At 72.4% G+C, this 21,056-nt stretch carries 21 protein-coding genes; 13 read left to right on the top strand and 8 right to left on the bottom strand.

All coding sequences use genetic code 11. The features are described 5' to 3' along the window. Nucleotides 1–8 precede the first annotated feature (8 nt). Complete coding sequence (locus tag AC6CKD_RS05535) at nucleotides 9–680, bottom strand: TetR/AcrR family transcriptional regulator (RefSeq protein ID WP_498325554.1); 672 nt, start codon at nucleotides 678–680, stop codon at nucleotides 9–11. Between the two features lie 97 nt (nucleotides 681–777). On the opposite strand from AC6CKD_RS05535, the gene AC6CKD_RS05530 reads away from it, so the two are divergent. Then, on the top strand, nucleotides 778–1,839 hold the full coding sequence (locus AC6CKD_RS05530) for an oxygenase MpaB family protein (RefSeq protein ID WP_498325553.1): 1,062 nt from the start codon (nucleotides 778–780) through the stop codon (nucleotides 1,837–1,839). Nucleotides 1,840–1,896: 57 nt separating this feature from the next. Here AC6CKD_RS05530 and AC6CKD_RS05525 read toward each other — a convergent pair whose 3' ends face one another. After that, nucleotides 1,897–2,808, bottom strand: a complete 912-nt coding sequence (locus AC6CKD_RS05525) for an NAD-dependent protein deacetylase (protein WP_498325551.1) — start codon at nucleotides 2,806–2,808, stop codon at nucleotides 1,897–1,899. 108 nt (nucleotides 2,809–2,916) lie between these two features. On the opposite strand from AC6CKD_RS05525, the gene AC6CKD_RS05520 reads away from it, so the two are divergent. The 4 genes from AC6CKD_RS05520 (at nucleotide 2,917) to AC6CKD_RS05505 (ending at nucleotide 5,294) form a co-directional block, all read left to right on the top strand. Next, the gene (locus AC6CKD_RS05520) at nucleotides 2,917–3,969 is read left to right on the top strand and encodes a redoxin domain-containing protein (protein WP_498325550.1); all 1,053 of its coding nucleotides are present in this window, start codon (nucleotides 2,917–2,919) and stop codon (nucleotides 3,967–3,969) included. Beyond that, nucleotides 3,966–4,586: a TetR/AcrR family transcriptional regulator gene (locus AC6CKD_RS05515; RefSeq protein ID WP_498325549.1), complete on the top strand. Its 621-nt coding sequence runs from the start codon at nucleotides 3,966–3,968 to the stop codon at nucleotides 4,584–4,586. Before AC6CKD_RS05520 ends, AC6CKD_RS05515 begins: the two co-directional genes overlap by 4 nt. A 145-nt stretch (nucleotides 4,587–4,731) precedes the next feature. Further along, nucleotides 4,732–5,037 (top strand): DUF6247 family protein, encoded by a 306-nt coding sequence (locus AC6CKD_RS05510; RefSeq protein ID WP_498325548.1) that lies wholly within the window; start codon nucleotides 4,732–4,734, stop codon nucleotides 5,035–5,037. Further along, nucleotides 5,034–5,294: a hypothetical protein gene (locus AC6CKD_RS05505; protein ID WP_498325546.1), complete on the top strand. Its 261-nt coding sequence runs from the start codon at nucleotides 5,034–5,036 to the stop codon at nucleotides 5,292–5,294. The genes AC6CKD_RS05510 and AC6CKD_RS05505 overlap by 4 nt, the downstream gene beginning before the upstream one ends. A gap of 14 nt (nucleotides 5,295–5,308) precedes the next feature. On the opposite strand, the gene AC6CKD_RS05500 is transcribed toward AC6CKD_RS05505, so the two are convergent. Next, the gene (locus tag AC6CKD_RS05500) at nucleotides 5,309–6,343 is read right to left on the bottom strand and encodes an aldo/keto reductase (RefSeq protein ID WP_498325545.1); all 1,035 of its coding nucleotides are present in this window, start codon (nucleotides 6,341–6,343) and stop codon (nucleotides 5,309–5,311) included. Between the two features lie 105 nt (nucleotides 6,344–6,448). Between AC6CKD_RS05500 and AC6CKD_RS05495 the strand changes: the two genes are divergently transcribed. The 3 genes from AC6CKD_RS05495 (at nucleotide 6,449) to AC6CKD_RS05485 (ending at nucleotide 10,063) form a co-directional block, all read left to right on the top strand. Further along, nucleotides 6,449–7,078, top strand: a complete 630-nt coding sequence (locus tag AC6CKD_RS05495) for a TetR/AcrR family transcriptional regulator (RefSeq protein ID WP_498325544.1) — start codon at nucleotides 6,449–6,451, stop codon at nucleotides 7,076–7,078. Nucleotides 7,079–7,262: 184 nt separating this feature from the next. Next, entirely contained in the window at nucleotides 7,263–8,018 is a 756-nt protein-coding gene (locus AC6CKD_RS05490; protein ID WP_498325543.1) for a hypothetical protein, read from the top strand. Between the two features lie 122 nt (nucleotides 8,019–8,140). Then, entirely contained in the window at nucleotides 8,141–10,063 is a 1,923-nt protein-coding gene (locus tag AC6CKD_RS05485) for a DUF2264 domain-containing protein (RefSeq protein ID WP_498325542.1), read from the top strand. 36 nt (nucleotides 10,064–10,099) lie between these two features. Here AC6CKD_RS05485 and AC6CKD_RS05480 read toward each other — a convergent pair whose 3' ends face one another. From AC6CKD_RS05480 to AC6CKD_RS05470, 3 genes are all read right to left on the bottom strand, one after another. Further along, nucleotides 10,100–11,515, bottom strand: a complete 1,416-nt coding sequence (locus tag AC6CKD_RS05480; protein ID WP_498325540.1) for an amidase — start codon at nucleotides 11,513–11,515, stop codon at nucleotides 10,100–10,102. A gap of 144 nt (nucleotides 11,516–11,659) precedes the next feature. Then, nucleotides 11,660–12,829, bottom strand: coding sequence for an agmatine deiminase family protein (locus tag AC6CKD_RS05475; protein WP_498325538.1), 1,170 nt, complete (start codon nucleotides 12,827–12,829; stop codon nucleotides 11,660–11,662). Nucleotides 12,830–12,879: 50 nt separating this feature from the next. Next, a complete protein-coding gene (locus AC6CKD_RS05470; RefSeq protein WP_498325536.1) occupies nucleotides 12,880–14,331 on the bottom strand; it encodes a purine-cytosine permease family protein in 1,452 nt (483 codons plus the stop codon). Nucleotides 14,332–14,792: 461 nt separating this feature from the next. Here AC6CKD_RS05470 and AC6CKD_RS05465 point away from each other — a divergent pair, with 461 nt between their 5' ends. Together AC6CKD_RS05465 and AC6CKD_RS05460 are read left to right on the top strand one after the other, a co-directional pair. Continuing rightward, a complete protein-coding gene (locus tag AC6CKD_RS05465; RefSeq protein ID WP_498325535.1) occupies nucleotides 14,793–15,455 on the top strand; it encodes a deoxynucleoside kinase in 663 nt (220 codons plus the stop codon). Between the two features lie 299 nt (nucleotides 15,456–15,754). Continuing rightward, entirely contained in the window at nucleotides 15,755–16,765 is a 1,011-nt protein-coding gene (locus AC6CKD_RS05460; protein WP_498325534.1) for a questin oxidase family protein, read from the top strand. Between the two features lie 67 nt (nucleotides 16,766–16,832). On the opposite strand, the gene AC6CKD_RS05455 is transcribed toward AC6CKD_RS05460, so the two are convergent. Both AC6CKD_RS05455 and AC6CKD_RS05450 read right to left on the bottom strand, forming a co-directional pair. Then, nucleotides 16,833–17,756: a CehA/McbA family metallohydrolase gene (locus AC6CKD_RS05455; protein WP_498325533.1), complete on the bottom strand. Its 924-nt coding sequence runs from the start codon at nucleotides 17,754–17,756 to the stop codon at nucleotides 16,833–16,835. A 97-nt stretch (nucleotides 17,757–17,853) separates the two neighbouring features. After that, entirely contained in the window at nucleotides 17,854–18,267 is a 414-nt protein-coding gene (locus AC6CKD_RS05450) for a cytidine deaminase family protein (RefSeq protein ID WP_498325532.1), read from the bottom strand. A 165-nt stretch (nucleotides 18,268–18,432) separates the two neighbouring features. On the opposite strand from AC6CKD_RS05450, the gene AC6CKD_RS05445 reads away from it, so the two are divergent. The 3 genes from AC6CKD_RS05445 to AC6CKD_RS05435 all read left to right on the top strand — a co-directional run bounded on the left by AC6CKD_RS05445 (nucleotide 18,433) and on the right by AC6CKD_RS05435 (nucleotide 21,027). Then, nucleotides 18,433–18,588 (top strand): hypothetical protein, encoded by a 156-nt coding sequence (locus AC6CKD_RS05445; protein ID WP_478686321.1) that lies wholly within the window; start codon nucleotides 18,433–18,435, stop codon nucleotides 18,586–18,588. 224 nt (nucleotides 18,589–18,812) lie between these two features. Beyond that, nucleotides 18,813–20,309 (top strand): UDP-N-acetylmuramoyl-L-alanyl-D-glutamate--2,6-diaminopimelate ligase, encoded by a 1,497-nt coding sequence (locus AC6CKD_RS05440; protein ID WP_498326260.1) that lies wholly within the window; start codon nucleotides 18,813–18,815, stop codon nucleotides 20,307–20,309. An 88-nt stretch (nucleotides 20,310–20,397) separates the two neighbouring features. Beyond that, the gene (locus AC6CKD_RS05435) at nucleotides 20,398–21,027 is read left to right on the top strand and encodes a TIGR03086 family metal-binding protein (protein ID WP_498325531.1); all 630 of its coding nucleotides are present in this window, start codon (nucleotides 20,398–20,400) and stop codon (nucleotides 21,025–21,027) included. Nucleotides 21,028–21,056 lie beyond the last annotated feature (29 nt).

The raw sequence follows: 21,056 nt of genomic DNA, 5'->3' as shown, positions 1-21,056 counted from the left end.
GGCGAGGCCTACGCCGCGGGCGCGGGCCAGATGCCGCCGAGCAGGAGCCGCAGTTGGCCGACGAGCCGGGTCGCGTCGAAGGTGCTGTCCGAGGTGAGCGCCAGGCGCGCGAAGTGCTCCGCGGAGGCGACCAGCGCGTGGGCGAGGACCTCGGCGTCCAGTGCGGACCCTCCGGTGGCCGGCGCGGACCCTCCGGCGGCCGCCGCGGACTCGATCCACGAGGCGACCCGGCGCCGGAAGCGCTCCCGGTCCGTTTCGATGCGCGCGTGGACGGCCGGGGGAGTGGTCGCCGGAGCCAGCAGGATCAGGCGCCAGGTGTCCGGGTCCTCCCGCAGCATGGCGGCCATCCGGTGCACCGCCTCGCAGGCGAACTCGACCGGGTCACGGGTGCGGCGGGTGTCGGGAACGCTCGCGAGCAGGCGGGTGAAGGCGAGTTCCTGCTGCCGGTCGAGGAGGGTGAGCAGGAGGTCGTCGAGGTCGTCGAAGGCCCCGTAGACCACCGAGCGGGCGACTTGCGCCCGCTTGGCGATCGCGTCGATCGACACCCGGCCGTAGCCGTCGCTCACGATCACGGCGAGGGCCGCGTCGAGCAGTTGCTGCCGGCGTTCGGTGATCGGGACGCGCGGAGCGTAGGGGCGCCGCCTGCGCGGCCCGTCGGTGGGAGACGTCGGTGTCGACATCTTGGCATCTTACGACAGTCGTGTCTTAATTTAAGACAGTCCTGTCTTATTGGGGGAGCGGCACGCACCCGCTGCCAGGAACACGAGGAGCGGTCTGATGGCCCGACTGCACGGCACAGAGGTCGAACCGCACGAGGACTACGGGTTCTTCGGTCCCGGATCGGTGGTCTGGAAGGTCTGGAGTTACCCGACGGCCCCCACGGTGGGCTTCCAGCGCTCCGTGGTGGTGGAGGAGCTCGACCCGCCGCTGGTGGCCGCGGTCCACGGCACCCAGGGCATCTACGACCGCACGCGCACCCGCTACGACCGCACGCTGCGCTACTTCGCGATGGTGGCCTTCGCCGGTTCGGACCAGGTGTGCAAGGCGGCGGACGTCCTGGTGAAGGTCCACTCGAAGGCCATAGGCCAACTGCCGTATGGCGAAGGCACCTACGACGCCAACGACCCCGTCTCGCAGCTGTGGATCCAGCTCACCGGCTGGCACTCGATCCTCTACGCCTACGAGAAGTACGGGCCCGGCAAGCTCACCGCCGAGGAGGAGAAGGAGTACTGGGAGTCCTGCGCCCTCGCCGCGGAGTTCCAGACCTGCTCTCCCGACGACGTCCCGCGCGACCGCGCGGGAATCCGGGCCTACTTCGAGCGCATGCGCCCGCGGTTGGAGGCCAGCCCGATCGCCCGGCAGGCCATGCACCACCTCCTGAACACCGACCTCGTCCTCCCGCCGACCCCGTGGTGGATGAAGCCCGCACGGATGGTCGTGGCGAGGACGCAGCGGATCGCCACCATCGCCACCATGCCGCGCTGGATGCGGGAGATGGCGCAGATCCGGCAGTCCCGCCTGCTGGACGTCCTCGTCGTCCCGGTCATGCGGGCGTCGTTCGCGCTCGCCCACCTCAGCCCCCGGGTCGAACTGTTCCTGCTGGGGATGCTCTCCCCGTCCACGGTCAAGGTGGTCGCGCCCATCAAGCTCGGCGTTCCTCCCCGCACCAAGGAGGTCCTCACCCCCGAACAGGCCCGCACCCGTCACGGCTACGTGCGGCCCGCCGAGGCGCACGCCGAGTTCCGGGCGCGCCAGGCGGTACGCGTCTTCGGCGACGGCGAGCCTCCGAGCGACCAGGGGCTCATCGAGTCCCAGGAGGTGCTCGGCCCGCTCGCCTGACGCGCGACGGGGAGCGGCCGCCGATGCCTGGACCTGGGGGAGCCGGCGCGACCCGAGTCACGTCGCGGTGTGGTCCGTAGCCGGCTGGCCGACGGGGACGCCGAGCCCGTCGGCCAGGGTGGTCAGCGTCGCTCCGAGGGGGAGCGCGACCCGGGTGACGGCGTGGCGGTCACCGCGGGTCGGGTCCCGGTTGACGATCAGCACGGGCTTCCCGGCCCCGGCCGCCTGGCGGACGAAGCGGAGCCCGGACATCACCGTCAGCGAGGAGCCCAGGACCAGCAGCGAGGTCGCCGCGTCGACCAGTTCGCGGCAGTGCCCGACGCGCATCGGGGGGACGGTCTCGCCGAAGAACACCACATCCGGCTTGAGGATCCCGCCGCACCTCGCACAGGGCACCGGGCGGAAGTCTCCGACCTGGTCGTCGGTGAGGTCGGCGTCACCGTCCGGGTTCAGCGCGGCGGCCGTCGGCGCGAAGCCCGTATTTGCCTCTTCCAGCCGTCGGGCGAGTTCGGCGCGGGGGCTGAGGGCGCCGCAGGAGAGGCAGACGACCCGGTTCAGGCTTCCGTGGAGTTCCACCACTCCCTCGCTGCCGGCGGCCTGGTGCAGACCGTCGACGTTCTGGGTGATCACGCCCGAGAGCATCCCGTGCCGTCCGAACGCCGCGACGGCCCGGTGCCCGGCGTTGGGCGCGGCGTGCCCGAAGGTGCGCCAGCCGAGGTGGCCGCGCGCCCAGTACCGGCGGCGGGCCTGGGCGTCGGCGGTGAACTCCTGGTAGGTCATCGGCGTGTGCCGGCGCAGGCTGCCGCGCTCACCGCGGTAGTCGGGGATGCCCGACTCCGTGGACATCCCGGCCCCGCTCAGGACCAGCACCCCGCCGGCTCGCAGCGCGTCGGCGACCGGCTCCGGGTCCGTGGTGCCGGGCGGCAGGTCCGCGGTCGGGGTCCAGCTCAAGGTGGGACGCGTACGCATGCCGCCAGGGTACGGAAACCCCCGCCCGTCCGGTGCCCTTGCTGAGCTGGTGATAACGATGTTATTTTTCCATCACATAGTTTCCACTCACGTGCGGCGGGGATTGCCATGGACGCCATGCAGATCACGATCCTGGACGACGGCAGGGAATCGGTCGTAGGCGCGCGCACAGGCCCGTCGGGCCGCGTCCTCCTGACCCCCGAGGCGGTCGAGCAGGCCCTCGGCTGGGTCCGCAAGCCGCACGGCTGGTGCCGCGGCGACCTGTGCGTGCCCTCGTCCGCCGCCGCGCGGGCCGAACACCAGGGGCTGCTCGACCCGGTGGCGTTCGCCGAGGTGCTCGACCGGCCGGTCGCGACCGCCACCGGGGTCATCGCCCTCGGAGTCTCCGCGCAGGAACGTGCACACGCCCTCGCCGGGGCCGTCGCGCCGGACTTCACCCTCCCGGACGTCGACGGCGTGCCGCACTCGCTGAGCGACCTGCGCGGCCGCAAGGTCGCCCTCGTCTTCTGGGGTTCGTGGTGCGGCTGCCGCTACGACCTCCCCGCATGGGAAGGCCGCCACCGCGCACTCGCCGCGCACGGCTTCAGCGTCCTCAGCGTCGCGGTGGACCGCCGCGCCGCCGACGCCGCGCCGTGGATCGCCGAGGCGGCGGTCACGCACCCCGCGCTCATCGACACCCACGGAGCCGTGTCCGACCTCTACGACGTGCTCAACGTCCCGACCGTGCTGTGGATCGACGAGGAGGGGAAGGTGGCCCGCCCCAACGACACCCAGTTCGCGACGGACCTGTTCCGCGAACTGTCGGGCCTGGACTCCGGCGCGGCGCTGGCCGCACTCGACCGCTGGGTCCTCACCGGCGACAGCGGATTGTCCGACGAGGACGTCACCCGGCACACCCGCCGCGCCACGGCCGCCCAGCAGCAGGCCCGTACCGAAGCGGCCCTGGCCCTGTGGCTCCACCGCACCGGCCGCACGGCGGAAGCCGAACGGCACTTCGCGCGGGCCGAGCAGCTCGCACCGGAGGACCTGACGATCTGGCGGGGGACCATGCCCCTGCGCGGCCTGGACCCCATGGGCGACGAGTACTTCGCCAAGCGCACCGCGCTCACCGAAGCCGGCATCCCGATCTACCGCCCCCTCGGTGACTGGCAGCAGGCATGAGCGGCGACCTCTACACCCGCACCCAGGCCCAGGGGCAGGAGGCGCTGCGCGCCGCCCTCCTCGACCTGGCCGCCGAACTCCTCGCCGCGGAAGGGCCGGCCGCCCTGACCATGCGCCGCCTCGCGACCGCGGCCGGCTGCTCGACGACGGTCCTCTACCGCCACTTCGGCGCGAAGGACGGCATCGCCGAGGCCCTGTACCTGGAAGGCTTCGCCCGCCTGCGCCGCAGGCTGGAGGCCGTCCCCCCATCCGTCGACCCGGCCACCCGCCTGGCCGACCTGGGCCGCGCCTACCGCGAGAACGCCCTGACCGAACGCAACCTCTACCAGGTCATGTTCGCGGGCCTCATCCCCGGTTTCACCCCCACCGCAGAGGCCCGCGCGGTCGCCGCCGCCAGCCTGGAAGTCCTCCGCGAAGCCGTACGGGCCTGCGCGGCGGCCGGGGTGTTCCCCCCGGCCGTGGACGTCGACGAGGTCACGGACGTCATCTGGGCGGCCGCCCACGGCTCGATCACCCTGGAACTCGCCGGCCATTTCACGGCCGAAACGACGGAACACCGCTACCAAACCCTCACCAGGGCCGCCGTAGCCGCGTTCCTGCAGGCACCCGCGCCCTGACGAGGTGCGCGCTGACGCCCCGGTCGGCCTGGTGCCGGGGCAGGGCGCGCGCCGCCGACGCGCCGGGAGGTATCTGCCCGTGCCCGCATCCAAGGCGTCCCGGCGCGCGTACCGTTGCGGTACGACCCGCAGGGAGGACCAGCCGATGAGCGCGCAGCCCGACCACGTCACGGTCACGCCGTACGCCCCCGCCCCGGGAGCCCCGGCCGAACTCCTCGACCGGCTACGCGCCGACCGCCGTGCCCCCCAGTGGGTGCCGGCCTTCGAGCAGGAGTGGACCGCCGCGCTGGAGGAGTCCCGCCGCACGTTCTCCCTCACCGCGCTGTACGAGACGGTTCAGGTCTGGCAGGCCCGCCTCGCCTCCGCCCCGGCGGTCGACGCGTTCATGGCGTCCGGCTACGACGACAGCACCTTCGTGGAGATGACCGAGCCGCGGAGCAGGCGCCGGTGACCGGCCGGCCGTACGCGATCCGCTTCTCCACGCCGGCCGCAAAGGTTCTCGGGACCCTGCCCGAGCACGCCGGAGACACGGTCTGGGACGTCCTGGACGCCGCCGCGGCCGATCCCTGGGGGTTCCACCAGTGGAACACCGACGACCCGGAGGGGCAGGACGTACGACTGGCGTCCGTCGGAGGCCTGTCGCTCACCTACTGGATCAACAGGCCCCCGCGCCGCTTGTCCGTCCTGAACATCCTCTGGCTCGGCTAGGCCGCCTCCTTCTCCTAGACGACCGGAGGGTTGAGCCGGGCGAAGCCCTCCTGCCGGTGGTACGGGAAGTACGGGTAGGGGGCCGTCCGGCTGCTCGCCGCGTCGAGCTTCGCCATCTGCTCCGGGGTGAGCGTCCAGCCCACGGCGCCGAGGTTCTGCCGCAGTTGTTCCTCGTTGCGGGCGCCGATGATGACGGAGGACACGGTCGGCCGCTGGAGCAGCCACCGCAGGGCGATCTGGGGGACGGCCCTGCCGGTCTCCCCTGCGACCTCGTCCAGGGCGTCGATCACGCGGTAGAGGTACTCGTCCTCGACCGGCGGGCCGTAGTCGGCGGTGTCGTGCAGCCTGCTGCCGGCCGGCAGCGGCTCACCGCGGCGGATCCTGCCCGTCAGCCGGCCCCAGCCGAGCGGGCTCCAGACGATCGCGCCCAGCCCCTGGTCGAGCCCGAACGGCAGGAGCTCCCATTCGTAGTCGCGGCCGACGAGGGAGTAGTGGACCTGGTGGGCGACGTAGCGCGGGCGGCCGTGCCGTTCGGCGGCGGCGAGGGACTTCATCGCCTGCCAGCCGGAGAAGTTGGAGATGCCGGTGTACCGGACCTTCCCCGCCCGGACCAGGTCGTCCAGGGCGGACAGCACCTCCTCGACGGGGGTGCCCGCGTCGAAGGCGTGCAGCTGGAAGAGGTCGATGTGGTCGGTGTCCAGCCGGCGCAGCGCGTCGTCCACGGACCTGATCAGGCGGGACCGGGAGGTCCCGGCCTCGCCCGGGCCGGAGCCCATGGGCAGGCCCGCCTTGGTGGAGACGAGCACCTGGTCCCGGCGCCCCTTGAGGGCGGCGCCCAGCACTTCTTCCGAGGCGCCGTCGGAGTAGACGTCGGCGGTGTCGAACAGGGTGACGCCGGCGTCGATGCAGATGTCCACGAGGCGGCGTGCCTGCTGCACGCCCGTGTCGCCCCAGGCGCCGAAGACGGGCCCCCGCCCGCCGAAGGTGCCCGCTCCGAAGCTCAGTTCCGGGACCAGAAGCCCGGACGCACCCAGCCGCCTGTACTCCATGACGCATCCTCTCATTACCCGCGGATCCATCTAATGGGTCCATGGTTCCGTTAAGATGGCCCGAGCGTACCAAGATCCGACGGTTAAAGGAACTGGAGTCCCGTTATGGAGTTCACTGGGGCCGAGCCGGCCACGGGACCCGGCAGTGCCCGGCCCGGCGGGCGTACGGCGCGGGTGCGGGAGGCGGTACTCCGGGCCGCCGAGGACGTCCTGGCCGAGCGCGGTTTCGCGCATCTGGACCTCGCCGACGTCGCGCGGCGCGCGGACGTCGGCAAGACGACCGTCTACCGCCGGTGGGGCACCGTCGCCGGGCTCACGGCCGACGTGTTGCTGGACATGGCCCAGCAGTCCGTTCCGCGGGCGGAGACGGGCTCGCTCCTCGGCGACCTGACGGCCAACGCCCGACTGGTGTGCCGCACGCTGGCCGACCCCCGCCAAGGAGCCCTGTTCAAGGCGGTGATCGCGGCCGCCACCAGCGATCCGAAGGCGGCGGAATCGCTGCACGGCTTCTACGCCGTGCGCGTCGAGGAGTGGACGCCGTGCGTCCGGCAGGCCGTCACGCGCGGCGAGGTGCCGGAGGGCACCGACCCGCACGAGGTGATCCGCGCGGTGTCCGCCCCCCTCTACTACCGCCTCCTGACCACCGCCCTCCCCCTCGACGACGCCGCGGCCGACCGCTCCGCGGCCGCGGCTGCGGCGGCCGCGCGCGCGGGGGCGTACGTCCGGGAGGCGTAGCGGCTCCCCGGAGGCCGGCCACGGGTAGATTGCCGGATGGGGGCGAAAGTGCTCGACATCGGCGCACGGCCGCATAGAGTCCCAGCTCAGGAAGGCTGTTCCGCGCAACGCCGGGCATGAACCGGGGAGCACCGGTCCGGCCTCCTCGACGGCGCTCGGTCACAATGGAGCGCTGGGCGGTGCGGTGGCCGAGAACGGAGAGGATCTGATGAGCGGGGCCGACGAGGGACGGCAGTGGCCGGACGAGGTCAGTGTCGACAACGCGAGGACGACGCTCCTCCAGCTCCTCGCGCGAGCCGGGGTCCCTTCCGATGACGCGCGCGAACTGATCGGCCTGCTGGAGGCGGGCACGCTGGCGCTCGCGCACGGGGAACTCAGCGCCGGGCGCCGCGGCGCGCCCCCGGACAAGGGCGAGCCGTACGAGTCGGGATGGCTCGACGGTGCCGGAGACCTCCTGGCGGAGCTGGGCGCCGTCACCGAGCGGACCCTGCTCCGCGTGGTGAGCCCGGAGGGGGAACAGGACGAGGCCGGACAGCGCCCGCGGGCCAGGCGCATGGAGGTGGAGCGGGCGCAGGTGGCGCTCACGCCCCTGTACCTGTCGTTCGCCGAGGTCTCGGAACTGGATCCGGAGGCGACCGAAGAGGTGCTCACCGCGGTCCTCGCCACGATGAGCCCGAGGCAGCGGGCCCGCTACGCCGGGCGGCTGACGGAGTTCACCGAAGCCCACCGGGCCCGGCTGGGGCGGCTGTTCGCGCGGTTCGGAGCGGGCAGCGCCATCACGGTGCACGGCCGCTTCTCGCTCGTCCACTCCGCTACGAGCATCGCCGTATTGGAGCGGCTCGTCGCCGAGCCCGGGGCGCTGCGGGACGAGTGGGACGCGGCGGAGCTGCCGCCGGCGTGGCTGGACGGTCTGACGACGGCCTGGGACGCGTCGGCCTGACCGCCTGACCGCCTGACCGCCTGACTGTCCGACTGCCCGGCCGCCTGACCTCCGTCCGATCGTTTCGACCCGCCGTGATCCGCTCTCTTGACCCGACGCGGCCGTGCGATCAAGCTCCCCGCATGACCCTTCCCGGACTGCCCTGCGAGGACCGCGCGTTGAGCCCGTACACCGGCTACGCCCGCGCGCATTGGGAAGCGGTGGCCGACGGGCTGTTGCGCGCGGCCTGGCGGTGGGCCACACCGCGCGGGGCCCTGCTCGACCTGCCGGGACGGCCGTCCGCGTCCGGGGTGCGCTCCGACGGGCTCGAAGGCTACGCACGGACCTTCCTCGCCGCGGCGTTCCGGGTGGCCGGCGCAGGGGGAGCCGACCCGTACGGCTGGCTGGAACGGTACGCGGACGGCCTGGCGGCGGGAACCCGGACGCCGGGCCGCGACGACGCGGAGTCCTGGCCGGTCATCCGCGACATCCACACGGGCGGCCAGCCTATGGTCGAATCCGCCTCGGTGGCCCTCGGGCTCCGGCTGACCCGGCCGTGGCTGTGGGACCGCCTCGACAGCGCGGTGCAGGACCGGACCGCAGAGTGGCTGCGCGGTGCCCTGCGCCATCTGCCCGCCCCCAACAACTGGTACCTCTTCCCGTACACCGTGGCCGGATTCCTGGAATCCGTGGGCCGCGGCGACGCCGAGACGGCCAGGGCACGCAGCCGGGCCCTCGACCTCCTGGAGGGCTGGTACGGAGGCCAGGGCTGGTACGCCGACGGCGAGAGCCGCGCCTTCGACCACTACAACGGCTGGGCGCTGCACCTGTATCCGGTGCTCGACGCCCATCTCGACGCCGCGCCGGACCCGGCTGCCCCGCACGGTGACCGCCTGCGGGCCCACCTCGACGGCTTCTCCCTCCTCTTCGGAGCCGACGGGGCGCCGATCCACTTCGGGCGCTCCCTCACCTACCGCTTCGCCGCCGCGTCGGCCGTCGGCCTCGGAGCCGTCACCGGCCGTACCCCGCTCGCCCCCGGCGCCTCGCGCCGACTGATCAGCGGATCGCTTCGCTACTTCCTCGACCGGGGGGCCGTCGGCGCCGACGGCCTGCTCAACCTGGGCTGGCACGGCCCGCACGAGGCGACCCTGCAGCCCTATTCCGGGCCCGCCTCGCCGTACTGGGCCTCCAAGGCCTTCGTCTGCCTGCTCGCCCCGGAGACGCACCCCCTGTGGACCGCGAAGGAGGAACCCACCCCCAGCGAGGGACCCGACCGGGTGCTCGCCCTGTCCGCGCCGGGGCTGCTGATCCAGACCACCCGCGCGGACGGGATCGTACGACTGCACAACCACGGGAGCGACACCGTCGGGCCGCACCAGCCGGAAGCGGCCCGTGACGAGGACCCGCTCTACTCCCGCCAGGCCTACTCCACCCGCAGCGGCCCCACCGCGGGCGCCAACATCCCGGACAACCACCTCGCCGTGGTCGTGGCGGGCGCCCGCAGTGCCCGGCGGCGCATCCACCCGCTGGGCACCGGCCAGGGGAACGGCTGGGGCTGGGCGGCGTCCTGGCACCGGCCGGTCTTCCCGGGCGGCGCACCCATGGTCCCCGGACTGCGCGTGGAGAGCGTCACCTTCGTCCGCGGCCGGCACGAACTGCGCGTGCACCGGGTGTACGGAGCCCCGTACGGCGCCCGGGTGGAACAGACGGGCTGGGCCACGGGGCCCGAGGAGCCGCTGCGCTCGGAGCTCCATCCGGTGCACGGCTGGGAGGCGGGAGACGAGGCGAGGGCGCCGGCCGGGACCGCCTTCACGCGGTGGGCGAGCGTCCCCCGGCTGACGGCCGAGGCCGGGGGAACCCGCTTGTACGCGGCGCTCGTCGCGCTCACCGGCGAGCCGGATCCGGCGGCGGCCGAGGCGGTCACCTCGGTGGCGGCGGCCGAGGCGGTCACCTCCGTGGCGGCGGACCAAGGATCCGTAGAGGTGCGCTGGGCCGAGGACGGATCGCGGACGCGCATCGCCTTCGAGCCGCTGCGGGTGGAACACCTGCCGGCTGCCGCCGGTTAGCGGCCCGCACGCTCCACGGACCTCCTCGTGCCGAAGTCACTGGTCCTGGATGCGCCGGAAGGGCCGGTCCGCCTCCAGCTCGAACGCGATCTCCAGCAGCTTGCGTTCACCGCCCGGGCGGGCGGCGAACATGACGCCGACGGGTAGCCCGTCCGGCGTCGGGCTCGCGGCGGGCAGCGAGATCGACGGAGTGCCGACGACGTTGTCGACCGGCGTGAACGCCACGTACGCGAGGATCCGCTCGATCAGCTTCGCGTAGGGGACGGTCGGGCTGAGGTGGCCGATCGGCGGCGTGGTGTGGGCGAGCACCGGCGACATCACGAGGTCGAGCCCGCGGAAGGAGGCCGCGTACGCCTCCTTCGTGCGCTTCAACCGCCGCAGCACGCCGGGGGTCCGCCGCCAGTTGCGCAGGTACTCCTCGCGCAGCCCCTGGCTGAGGCCGTCCATGCGGTGCCGGTCGAAGTCCGCGCCGAGAGTGCGGCCGGTGACGCCGAGGAGGAAGGACAGCATCCCCCAGTACGTGAGGAAGTCGTCGGTGAAGCTCGGATCCATGCCCAGCTCCACCGGCTCCACGGTGTGTCCGAGCCGTCCGAGCGTCGCCACGGTCTCCGCGACCGCCGCCCGGGTGGAGGCGTCGGAGTGGACGCCGTTCGGCGAGTCCAGCACGAACCCGATGCGCAAACGTCGCGCCGAGGGGCCCTCGACCAGGCCGACGGGCGGCAGCCCGGGGCTCGGCCGGTACTTCTCCGCAGCGGCGAGGAACGCGGCGGCGTCCCGCACGGAACGGCTCACGACTCCGTCGGAGATGATGTCGAGCGGCAGCTGGCGGCCCAGGGCGCTCGGTACGACGCGTCCACGGGACGGCTTGAGGCCGACGAGTCCACAGCATGCCGCGGGTATGCGGATCGAGCCACCGCCGTCGTTGGCGTGCGCGATCGGCACGGCACCGGCGGCGACCAGCGCCGCGCTGCCGCCCGACGAACCGCCCGCCGAGTAGTCCGTGTGCCACGGGTTGCGGACGGGCTCCGCACCGTCGTACTCGGTGGTCGGACTGAACCCGAACTCGGGCAGCCGGGTCTTGCCCAGGACCGTGACGCCGCTGCTCAGGAGCTGCCGGGTGAACGGCGCGTGCCGCCGGGCGGCCCTCGGCCGGAAGGCCGTGCTGCCGTGGCCCGTGGGCAGCCCCTGGTAGTCGGTGTTGTCCTTGACGAAGGTCGGCACCCCGGCGAAGGCACCGTCCGTTCCCGCGGTGTGCGCCGGGCCGTCGACGTGCGCCTGGACCGCGCCCAGCCGCCCGTCGACCACCCGCACCCGCTCCCCGGCGTCCCGGGCGGCCTCGGCGGGGGAGACCTCGCCCCGCCGGATGGCCGCGGCGAGACCGACGGCGTCGTGCTCTCCCAGGGCGTCGTCCCGGAACGCGTGCACGATGGTCCGTTCGTCGAAAATCGTCACCGATGCCTCAGCCTCCGCCGTGTGGATGGTCGCCCGCCATCATTCCCTACCGTCAAGTAACACGCGAGGATTTCGCAGGGCTTCCGTCGCACCCCGCCGCGCCGGGGCCGGCCCGGGCCTCGAAGGGAGACCCGGGCCGGTTGCTCAGCGGTTGGGCTCCTGCATCGTGACGCAGTGGGCGCCACCGCCGCCGTTGCCGTAGAGGTGGTCGAGGTTGAGCTGTACGACGGGCCTGCCGTACGCCGCCGCGATGGACGTCTTGGCCGCCGCGTCCCTGGCGGTGTCGCCGAACTGGGTCGTGATCACCGCCTGGTTGGTCACCGTCCAGTTCATGTAGGAGCTCAGGAACTCGCTCCGCTTGCCGGCCGATATGCGGGGCAGGATGTCGGGGCCCTGGATGGTGAGGACCTGCAGCCGGCGTCCTCTCGCGTCGGTCGCGTTCACCAGGACGTCGTGGATGGCCTGGGCGTTCCGGGTCCAGACGGCCGGCCGTACGGCGCCGTTCAGCTGCACCATCACCACGCCGGGCTTGATGTAGCGGGCGGTGCCGTCGATGTGGCCGTCGGTGACGTCCTCCCCGGTGACGCCCGGGAGCCAGATCATCTTCGTGGCGCCGAACCGCGTCAGCAGCTCCGCCTCGATCTGGCTGCGCGTCTTGCCGGGATTGCGGTTGCCGTTCACCCAGCAGCTCTCGGTCGCCATGAGCGTGCCGTCGCCGTCGTACTCCACACCGCCGCCCTCGCCGACCACGGACGCCTTGGTGAACGCGACGCCCGAGTAGGCGGCGAGCTTCTGCGCGACGACGCGGTCCTTGTTGTAGGCGGAGCCGGGGATGCCGTAGAAGGTCGTGGCGTTCTCGCCCCAGGCGTTGAAGTTCAGGCCGATCGCGTCCAGGCCGCCGGCGCCGTCGACGCGGAACAGCGGGCCGGTGTCCCGCATCCAGCAGTCCGAGACGGGAACCGAGCCGATCACCGTGACGGTGGAGCCGCACATGCTCCGGGCCTGCGATGCGGCCGACGAGCCGTCCGCGCACATCGTGACCGGCTCGTACTTGGCGATCTCCTTGGCGAGCTTGGCGATGTCGGTCTGGATCCTGGGCAGCGCGCTGCCCCAGATCGTGTAACTGGAGGGCCAGGCCGTCCAGGTCCGCTTGTGCGGCGTCTCTTCCCCGGGCACGCGCCAGGCCGCGGCCCGGGCCGGGGAAATGCCGCCGAGTACGGGACCCACGGCCAGACCGGCCGCTACTGCTCCGGTTCGGGCGAGGAGGGTTCTGCGGCTGATGCCCGCCGCGTCGCCGTTGTGCTCTGTCTTCACGTGGTGCTCCTTGTCGCCGGGGTTCGTTCTGTCCGTGCGGTGCGGGGTGCTCAGTGGGGCGGCGCCAGTAGCCCCTCCTCCCTGACCATCCGGCGCTCGGTGGCCAGATCGAGACTTCGGGCGAACGCCCAGTAGAGGAGGCCGGCCACCGGCAGGCCGACGGCGATCGAGAGGTCCACGCCTCCGAGGAGCTCCGCGACGGGGCCGACGTAGAGGCCGGTAATGACCATGAACGGCGCCATGCAGGCGAGGCCGATGCCGTAGGCGAGATTTCCCCGCCAGCCCCATCGGCCGTATATGCCGTGCGGGTTGAAGATCTCCTTGACGACGTACTGGCCGCGCCGGACGAAGAAGAAGTCGACCAGGTTGATGGCCGTCCAGGGGATGAACAGGTAGGTCAGCAGCACCACCACGTTGGCGAAGAACCAGTTGAACTGGTCGATGCCGACGAGGGTGGACACCGTTCCGACGGCCGCGAGCATGATCCCGATCGTCGCGACCCGGAGCGTCCGCGTCGGCTTGACCGGCCGGAACGAGTCCAAGATCGAGATCATGGTCAGGCTGCCGCCGTACTGGTTGATCGCCATGATGGAGAGGAGCCCGACGAGCAGGACGACGACGGCGATCGTGCCGAATCCACTGAACAAACGGTCAGCCGACATCTTGAGGGCCGTCACCGGATCCGTGCCCTTGGGTGCGGCGGCCGAGACCACGGCGCCGAGTATGAACACCCAGATGCCGGAGACGGCGCTGGGCAGGTAGGTCCACCAGAAGGTGCTGCGCACGGGTACGTCGGGTCTGAGGTAGCGCGAGTAGTCCGAGACGTACGGCGCCCGGCCCAACTGGAAGCCGGCGACGAAGACGAAGACGAGCATGAACGGGGCGAGGTCGAGCGGGCCGGCGTCCCAGACGCCGTCCGGCAGGTCTCCGCCGAACAGGGCGGACACGGTGACGGCTGCCGTGACGACGACGAAGGGCCAGGTGAGCCACCTGTTCAGGCGGTGGATCCATTCGTACCCGAACAGGGCGATCACGGTCGCCACCGCGGCGGCCAGCACATAGCCGACCCCGTTGGGAACTCCCGTGAGCAGGTTCATGGCCTGGCCGGACAGCAGGGCGTCGGAGGTGTTGAAGGCGATGTAGTTGACGAGCGCGAACACCCACACCGTGAGCGCGGCGCCCAGGTAGCCGAACTGCGCCCTCGACTGCACCAGTTGGGGCAATCCCAGTTGGGGACCCTGGGCCGAGTGGAACGCCATGAAGAACGTTCCGAAGAGCGAGCCGAGGACCGTGGCGACCACGGTCCAGACGAGCGAAGCCCCCATGGACAGCGTCACGACGCCGGTCGCCAGGCCGGTGAGGTTGAGGCTGCCGACAAACCAGATGGCCCCGACGCTCGAGGGCTTGCCGTGCCGTTCGGAGAGGGGCACCCAGTCGATCGAGTGCTGTTCGATGCCCGCGGAAGATGCGGAGTCGTGCGTGGGGGAGGCAACTGGGGCCATGTGGGCTCCTGTACGCGGGGGCTTGCATGAGACCGTGAGAGGCCCTGGCCTTCCAGGGCCGATCGGGGTGCGCTCACAGTAGGGACTGACGGAAATTTCAGTCAATGCCTTTGGCGGGTCGAGCTGACGGAGACTTCGACGGGGATGTCACCGCGGCGCGCGCCGGTCGGGCAGGGAGGGCTTCGGCCTCCCGGCGCCCCGGCCGACGCGCGGCGGGGCGTCACTTATGCTTCAAGGCGGCCGCGGGGTGGTGGCTCGTCGCCCTGCGCGGCGCCTGCGGAACGTGTCGGTACGGCCGGTCCAGGAGGCGTCCTGTGTCCGGGCCTCGGCTCGGACGGGGACCGCACGGCGCTGATCATGAAGATCGTGGGGAATCGGACGACCACCGACACGCGTCTCAGTGGGGTGGGGCGCCCAGCCCACGCGCCCGTGAACAGAAGACCCCCAGGGAGAAGTGAGGTATGCCAGTGATCTGCGTCGGAGGCATGATCGGAATCGGCAAGACGAGCGTTGCCGAGCTGCTCGCCAAGGAGCTGGGCAGCGAAGTCTTCTACGAGAGCGTGGACGACAATCCGATCCTGCCGCTCTTCTACACGTCGAGCCCCGAGGAGATCCAGGCCAAGCGCTACCCCTTCCTCCTCCAGCTCTACTTCCTGCAGACGCGGTTCGCCGCGATCAAGGAGGCGTACAAGCAGGGCGACAACGTCCTCGACCGGTCCATCTACGAGGACTGGTACTTCGCCAAGGTCAATCACGACCTGGGCCGGATCAGCTCCCTCGAGATGCGGGTGTACGAGGGGCTGCTCAACGAGATGATGCGCGAGACCGACGGCCTGCCGTACCGCAAGGCGCCCGATCTCATGGTCTACCTCAAGGCCGACTTCGAGACGGTGCTGTATCGCATCGGGCTGCGGGGCCGCGATTTCGAGCAGGACGAGGGCCTCGTCGAGTACTACCGGACGCTCTGGTCCGGCTATGACGACTGGGTGCACAAGCACTACTCGGCCAGCGAGGTCCTCGTCGTCGACATGAACCACACGGACGTGGTGAACAACCTTGAGGACGCGGCCCGCGTGGTGCGCGAGGTCAAGGACGCCCTGGTGGTGAGCCGCCTCCGGGGCTGACCGGCCCGGAGCCCACCGAACGCCTTCACGCCCTTGTCGGTGTGGTGTGGTGCGGGCTGCCACGAGTCGCCCCGGGCGGCCGGGGTTCCGCGCGAGCGCCCGGCCGCCGCCTGAGGTCGTGCGGCGACACTGCCCGGCCGCCATGGGCCGGACGAGCACGCCGAAGGACACCGCCCGCCCCGGTTCGCGCGTGGAGGCGGCGGCCCGTTCGTAGCCGCGCAGCGCGGCGTCCGGCCTAGGCCGGGTCTTAGGCCTTCGGCCCGATTCGCGGTCGCGGTGCCTGGCCTACGGTCGTCCTCATGGATACGACGGGCATCCTCGACGAGGCGCTTCAGCGATTGCACGGCTCCGGCCCCGAGCGGCTCGGGCGACTGACCAACCATGCGCCGATGGCTGTCGAAGCCCTCTCCGTTCGCGGGCAGGCGGGTTCGGTGCACCGCTGGCTCGATCTGTACGCGCGCAAGCTGGAGGAGTTCCCGTCACGCGTCGAGCCGGTCACCTCCGCCAACTGGCCTGCCGCGCTGGGTGACCCGCGCCGCGCCGCCGACTGGATCGGCTACTTCGAGCGCGAGATCGCCGACCGCCCCTGGCGCGACGTGCTGGCACAGTGGTGGCCGCGTCTTCTGCCCGGCCTGTACGGCGGATCGACGCATCCGCTGATCCGGGTGGGCCACGCCGTGCGCACCCTCCTGGCCGGCGAGAGCACCGCACCACGGCTGGCCGAACTCGCCCACGGCCTCGGCTACTGGGCCGCCCGCCACCACCGCGTCGCGGACCTCGCCCCGCTGCCCGGCGCCGACAGCGCGGCCGCCGCCCTGGAGGCGGTACCAGCCCTCACCGAACGGCTGGGCACCTTCCCCGACCGCCTCGGCCGCGTCACGGGCCTGCCGGTCTGGGCGGCCACGATCACGGACCCCGAAGAGGCACGCCTGCGCCTCGTCGAACTGGTGCGGGCGGCCACCCACCGCTACGCCACCCACGGCCACGGCGACGAAACCATGCTGGTCCACGCCGCCACGGCCCCCAACGCCGTTCTGCGCACCCTGCCCGCCCTCCCACCCGCCCTGTGGGCGGCCGGCCTGCGCGCCGCCTGGACGGCCTCCGCAGCAGTCACCGCGATGTACGCACCCGACTCCCCGGTCGCCTTCACCCCGCCGGGCACCTGCACACCCGACGAGGTCTTCGAACGGGCCCGGGCGCACGGCGACGAACACGTCGTCAAACTGACCGACACGGCACTCGACATCGGCGACGCACCGGCCCTCGCGGCAGCGCTGCGCGCCATCGAGCTGAGCGAACCGCTGCGCTAGGGAGACCCCGGCGCCGCCGCACGGCCCGAAGGGCCCGGCGCCCCGCATGCGGCCGCGTCCACCGGGGTCATCGCGGGCCGGCGGCCCCGGCGTGCTCCCAGTGGACGGGGTTGCTCCATGCTCGGCCGCCGGCCGCGTCCTCGACCGTGACCCGGAAGGATCTGCCCCGGAACATCGCCAGCGGCAGGGTGCACTCCGTCAGATCCTCGCCTCGGACGACCTGCGCCCCGGGTGCGCCGCCCGTGATCAGGACTTTGCGGACAGGGGAACACCGGACGGTGATGTGTTCGCCGGTCACGCCGACGTCCACCAGCTCGGGGCCGGTGGACGAGTAGTAGTGCCCGGCCTTCAGCGCGGCCAGGAGCCGATCCGGTTCGAGCGACTCGGCGCGAACCTGGACCCAGGCGGCGCAGCCCGGAGGGTCCTGCGGCTGGAGGTGTGCGTCGTCGGCCGCGTAGGCGAGCAGCCGGTGGCCGCGGTTGAGGAGGACGTCGGTCAGGTGCCAGCTGTCACCCCGGTCCTCACGCGCGGCCAGCGCGTTGTACACCTCGACCGCGTGCGCCGCGTCCAGGCTCTCGGCGTCCGCGATGCTCAGCAGGGAGGCGGCCGGGTGGGCCATGCCCACGAACGCCCCGGCGGCGCGTGCCCTGCGGGCCAGCTGGGGCCCGGTCTCGTACGGCTCGGGCGGTGCGAAACCCAGCGGGAGCCCGACGGCGACGATGTGCCAGGACGATCCGGCCTCGGTGCGCGGAGCGTGCAGCTCGGCTCCGAGCAGCGTGGTGAATCCCTGCGTGCGCAGCGGGGTGGTGTCGGTCAGCGGGAAGCCGTATTCCGGGCGGAAGTGGTCGGTGACGGCCAGGAAGTCATATCCGGCGTTCCGGTAGTACTGCGCCGTCTCCGCCGGGGACAGGGCGCCGTCGGACCGGTCGGAGTGCGTGTGCAGGTTCCCCCGCCAGAAGCGGCCCGGTCGGTCAAAAGGCAGGCTGTGCATCCAACTCCTCCTTCGCGTACCGCGGCAGACGAGGTTCGCCCGATTGGCGGGCGGCTCTTGGCGGCCGAGGGTGACGGATCGTGCCCGCACGACCGCTCTACTCGGCGTTGAGCCGGTGGTCGGACCAGACGTAGCTTTCGGGCAGCAGGCCGGCGATGGGCACGGCTCGGACGCGTTCGCCGTTGCCGACGATGACCTTGAGGGTGGGGAAGTAGTCGAGGAGGACTTGCCGGCACCGGCCGCACGGGGGAACGACCCCGCGGTCACGGTCGCCCACGGCGACGATCGTGTCCAGCTCGTAGGCGCCCTGGGCGGCCGCGGTACCGATGAGGACCAGCTCGGCGCAGGGGCCTCCGGTGAAGTGGGAGGCGTTCACCGCGGTGATGATCAGACCGTCCCGGGCGCGGGCCGCGGCCGCCACGGTGTGGTTGTCGCCCCGGCAGCGCGTGCGGGCGACCTCGGCCGCTGCCTCGACGAGTTCGTGGTCGACGTGCTGACTCTGCGTGGTCATGTCCTCTGCCTTCGTTCGGTGTCAGGCGACGGTGACCCGCGTGACGGCGATGCGCAAGCGAAAATGCTCCCCCTCCACGGCGGCGGAGCCCCGACCGGGGCGGATGCCTCCGACCGGCGAGCCGACGCGGCGTGGGGACCGGGTGAGCGCACGTACACTCGGCCTATGAGCCGCACACGACGTGTCACGGGGGAGTGCCTGCCGCAGGCCGCCCCCGGCGTGCGCGCGGCCGCTGCGGGCCGGACGGGCGTCAGCCCCCGGACCGCCGCCGACGGCCAGGCCCCCACGGTCGGCCGCGGCGTCCTCCACGGCCACGGCTAGCGCTCTCCCACCGCGCCCGGGCCCCGTACCTCCCGCCGCACCATCCTCAAGCGACGGGCCCTGCCCCGGCAGCCCGGCCCGATCACCGCGCCCGGCCCGGCCCCGTCGCCCTAGGGCGACGCATCGCCCTCCCCGTCCCCACCACCGCAGTCCCGACGCTCCGTCGGCACTGCCGCCAGGCTAGGGCCGTGCGCCGGGCCGTAGCCGCCTCCGAAGGGACCACCGTGAAGTTGAGCGGGTTGCTGACCGGCCATGAACACCACGTCATCCAGGGCGACACCGAGTCGACGGGGATCACGGCGGGCACCACCTTCGACGTCGACCGGGTGGTGCCGGGCTCGCTCTTCATCGCGGTACCCGGCCACCGCGGCGGCGGCCCGGCATCCATCGGCGCGGCGCTCGCGCGCGGAGCGGTCGCGGTGCTCGTCGACGAGGCGGGAGCCGCCGCCGCGCCCCCGGGGCGGGAGCTGCTGCCGGCGGTGTGCGTCGTACGGGTCTCCGACACCCGCAAGGCGGCCGCCGTCGTCTCCTCCCGCTACTTCGGCGAGCCGGGCCGGCACATGGACGTGGTGGCGGTCACCGGTACCAACGGGAAGACCTCCATCTCCTACATGGTCGAGTCGCTCCTCAAGATCTCCGAGGGCGCCTCGGTGGGCGTGATCGGGACGGCGGGCAGCCGGATCGGCGACGAGGTGATCCCGATGCCGCCCTCGGCCCTGACCACACCGGAATCGCCCGACCTGCAGTACCTCCTGGGCCGCATGCGGGACCAGGGCACCGGCAGCGTGGTGCTGGAGGCCACCTCGATGGCCTTGCAGACGTACCGGATGGACCGCACGTTCGTCGACGTCGGCGTCTTCACCAACCTGACCCAGGACCACCTGGACGACCACGGCACGATGGCCCACTACACGGACGCCAAAATGCGGCTGTTCCAGGGGCTGTGCCGGCACGCGGTGGTCAACATGGACGACGTCGTGGGAGCCGGGATCAGGGCGATGATGCCCGGCGCGGTGACGACGTACGGTCTCGACGAGAATGCCGACTTCCGGGCCACGGACCTGATCGCGGACGCCTCGGGCACACGGTTCACGCTGCACCACGCCGGCCTCGAGTACCCGGCGGCGATCCCGGTCCCGGGCCGGTTCTCCGTGTCCAACGCGCTGGCGGCCGTGGCGGCCTGCCGGGTCCTGGGGCACGACCTGGACGGACTGGTCGCCGCGCTCGCGCAGATGCCGCCCGTGCCGGGCCGGTTCGAGCGCTTCGTCACCCCCGCCGGCACCTCGGTGATCGTGGACTACGCACACTCGCCCGACTCCCTCGACAAGGTCCTCACCGCCATCCGGGGCTTCGCCCGGGGCCGCGTCATCACGGTCTTCGGCTGCGGCGGCGACCGCGACACCACCAAGCGCGCCGAGATGGGCCGCATCGCCGGCACCCACTCCGACCTGTGCGTCCTGACCTCGGACAACCCGCGCACGGAGAACCCCGAGTCGATCCTGGACCAGATCGCAGCCGGCATCGAGAGCACGGGCACACCGTACGAGCGCTCCGCGGACCGGCGTCGGGCCATCGGCTCCGCACTGTCCGCGGCCCGGCCGGAAGACATCGTCCTGATCGCGGGAAAGGGCAGCGAACCGCACCAGATCGTGGGCGAGGACCTGCTCCCGTTCAGCGACATGGCGACCGTACGCGACCTCGCCTCCCGCCTGCTCCCGTGAAGGCCCCGCCTGAAGGCCCCGCCTGAAGGCGACCGCGGCGGACTTCCCGAGCCGTCGATGCGGCGCGGGCCGGATTCGGCGACGAGCGATGAGTTCCGGCGTCCTCGACGGTCTGCCCTGCATGGAGAAGACGGAGCACATCGATCTGGCAGCGGCCGCGGCGCGGGTGGCCCGGGTCGCCGAGGGCATCGGCGAGGAGCAGCTCGGCAAGCCGACGCCCTGCACGGAGTACCGGGTACGGGAGGTGCTCGCGCACCTCGCAGGGTTGAGCGTGGCCTTTCGCGACGCGGCCCGCAAGGACTTCGGGCCGACGACCGGCACACCGCCCGGCTCGGTCCGGCCGGTCCTGGCCGACGACTGGCGCGCCGGGCTGCCGAAGGCGCTGGACGCACTGGCGGCGGCCTGGCGCGAGCCGGGCGCCTGGGAGGGAGACACCCAGGCGGGCGGCGTCGAGCTGCCGGCCTCCGTCATGGGCATGGTCGCGTTGAACGAGTTGCTGATCCACGGCTGGGACCTCGCGCGGGCGACGGGGCAACCGTACGACGTGAGCCAGGAGGAACTGGCGGTGTCCGCGGGCCTGCTGACCCCGGAGGAAGACGCTCCGGCCGAGGAGGGATTCTTCGGCCCGATCGTCGCGGTGCCGCCCGACGCGCCCCTGCTCGACCGCGTGGTGGGCCTGAGCGGCCGACGCCCGGACTGGCGTCCGCCGGCGTCCTGATCAGGGACGGGGAGACGCGAGTCCGCCTG

The organism is Streptomyces sp. GQ60, assembly GCF_059758875.1.
Note: the sequence above shows the minus strand (reverse complement) of the source record. Positions and strands in the feature narration are given on the sequence as shown.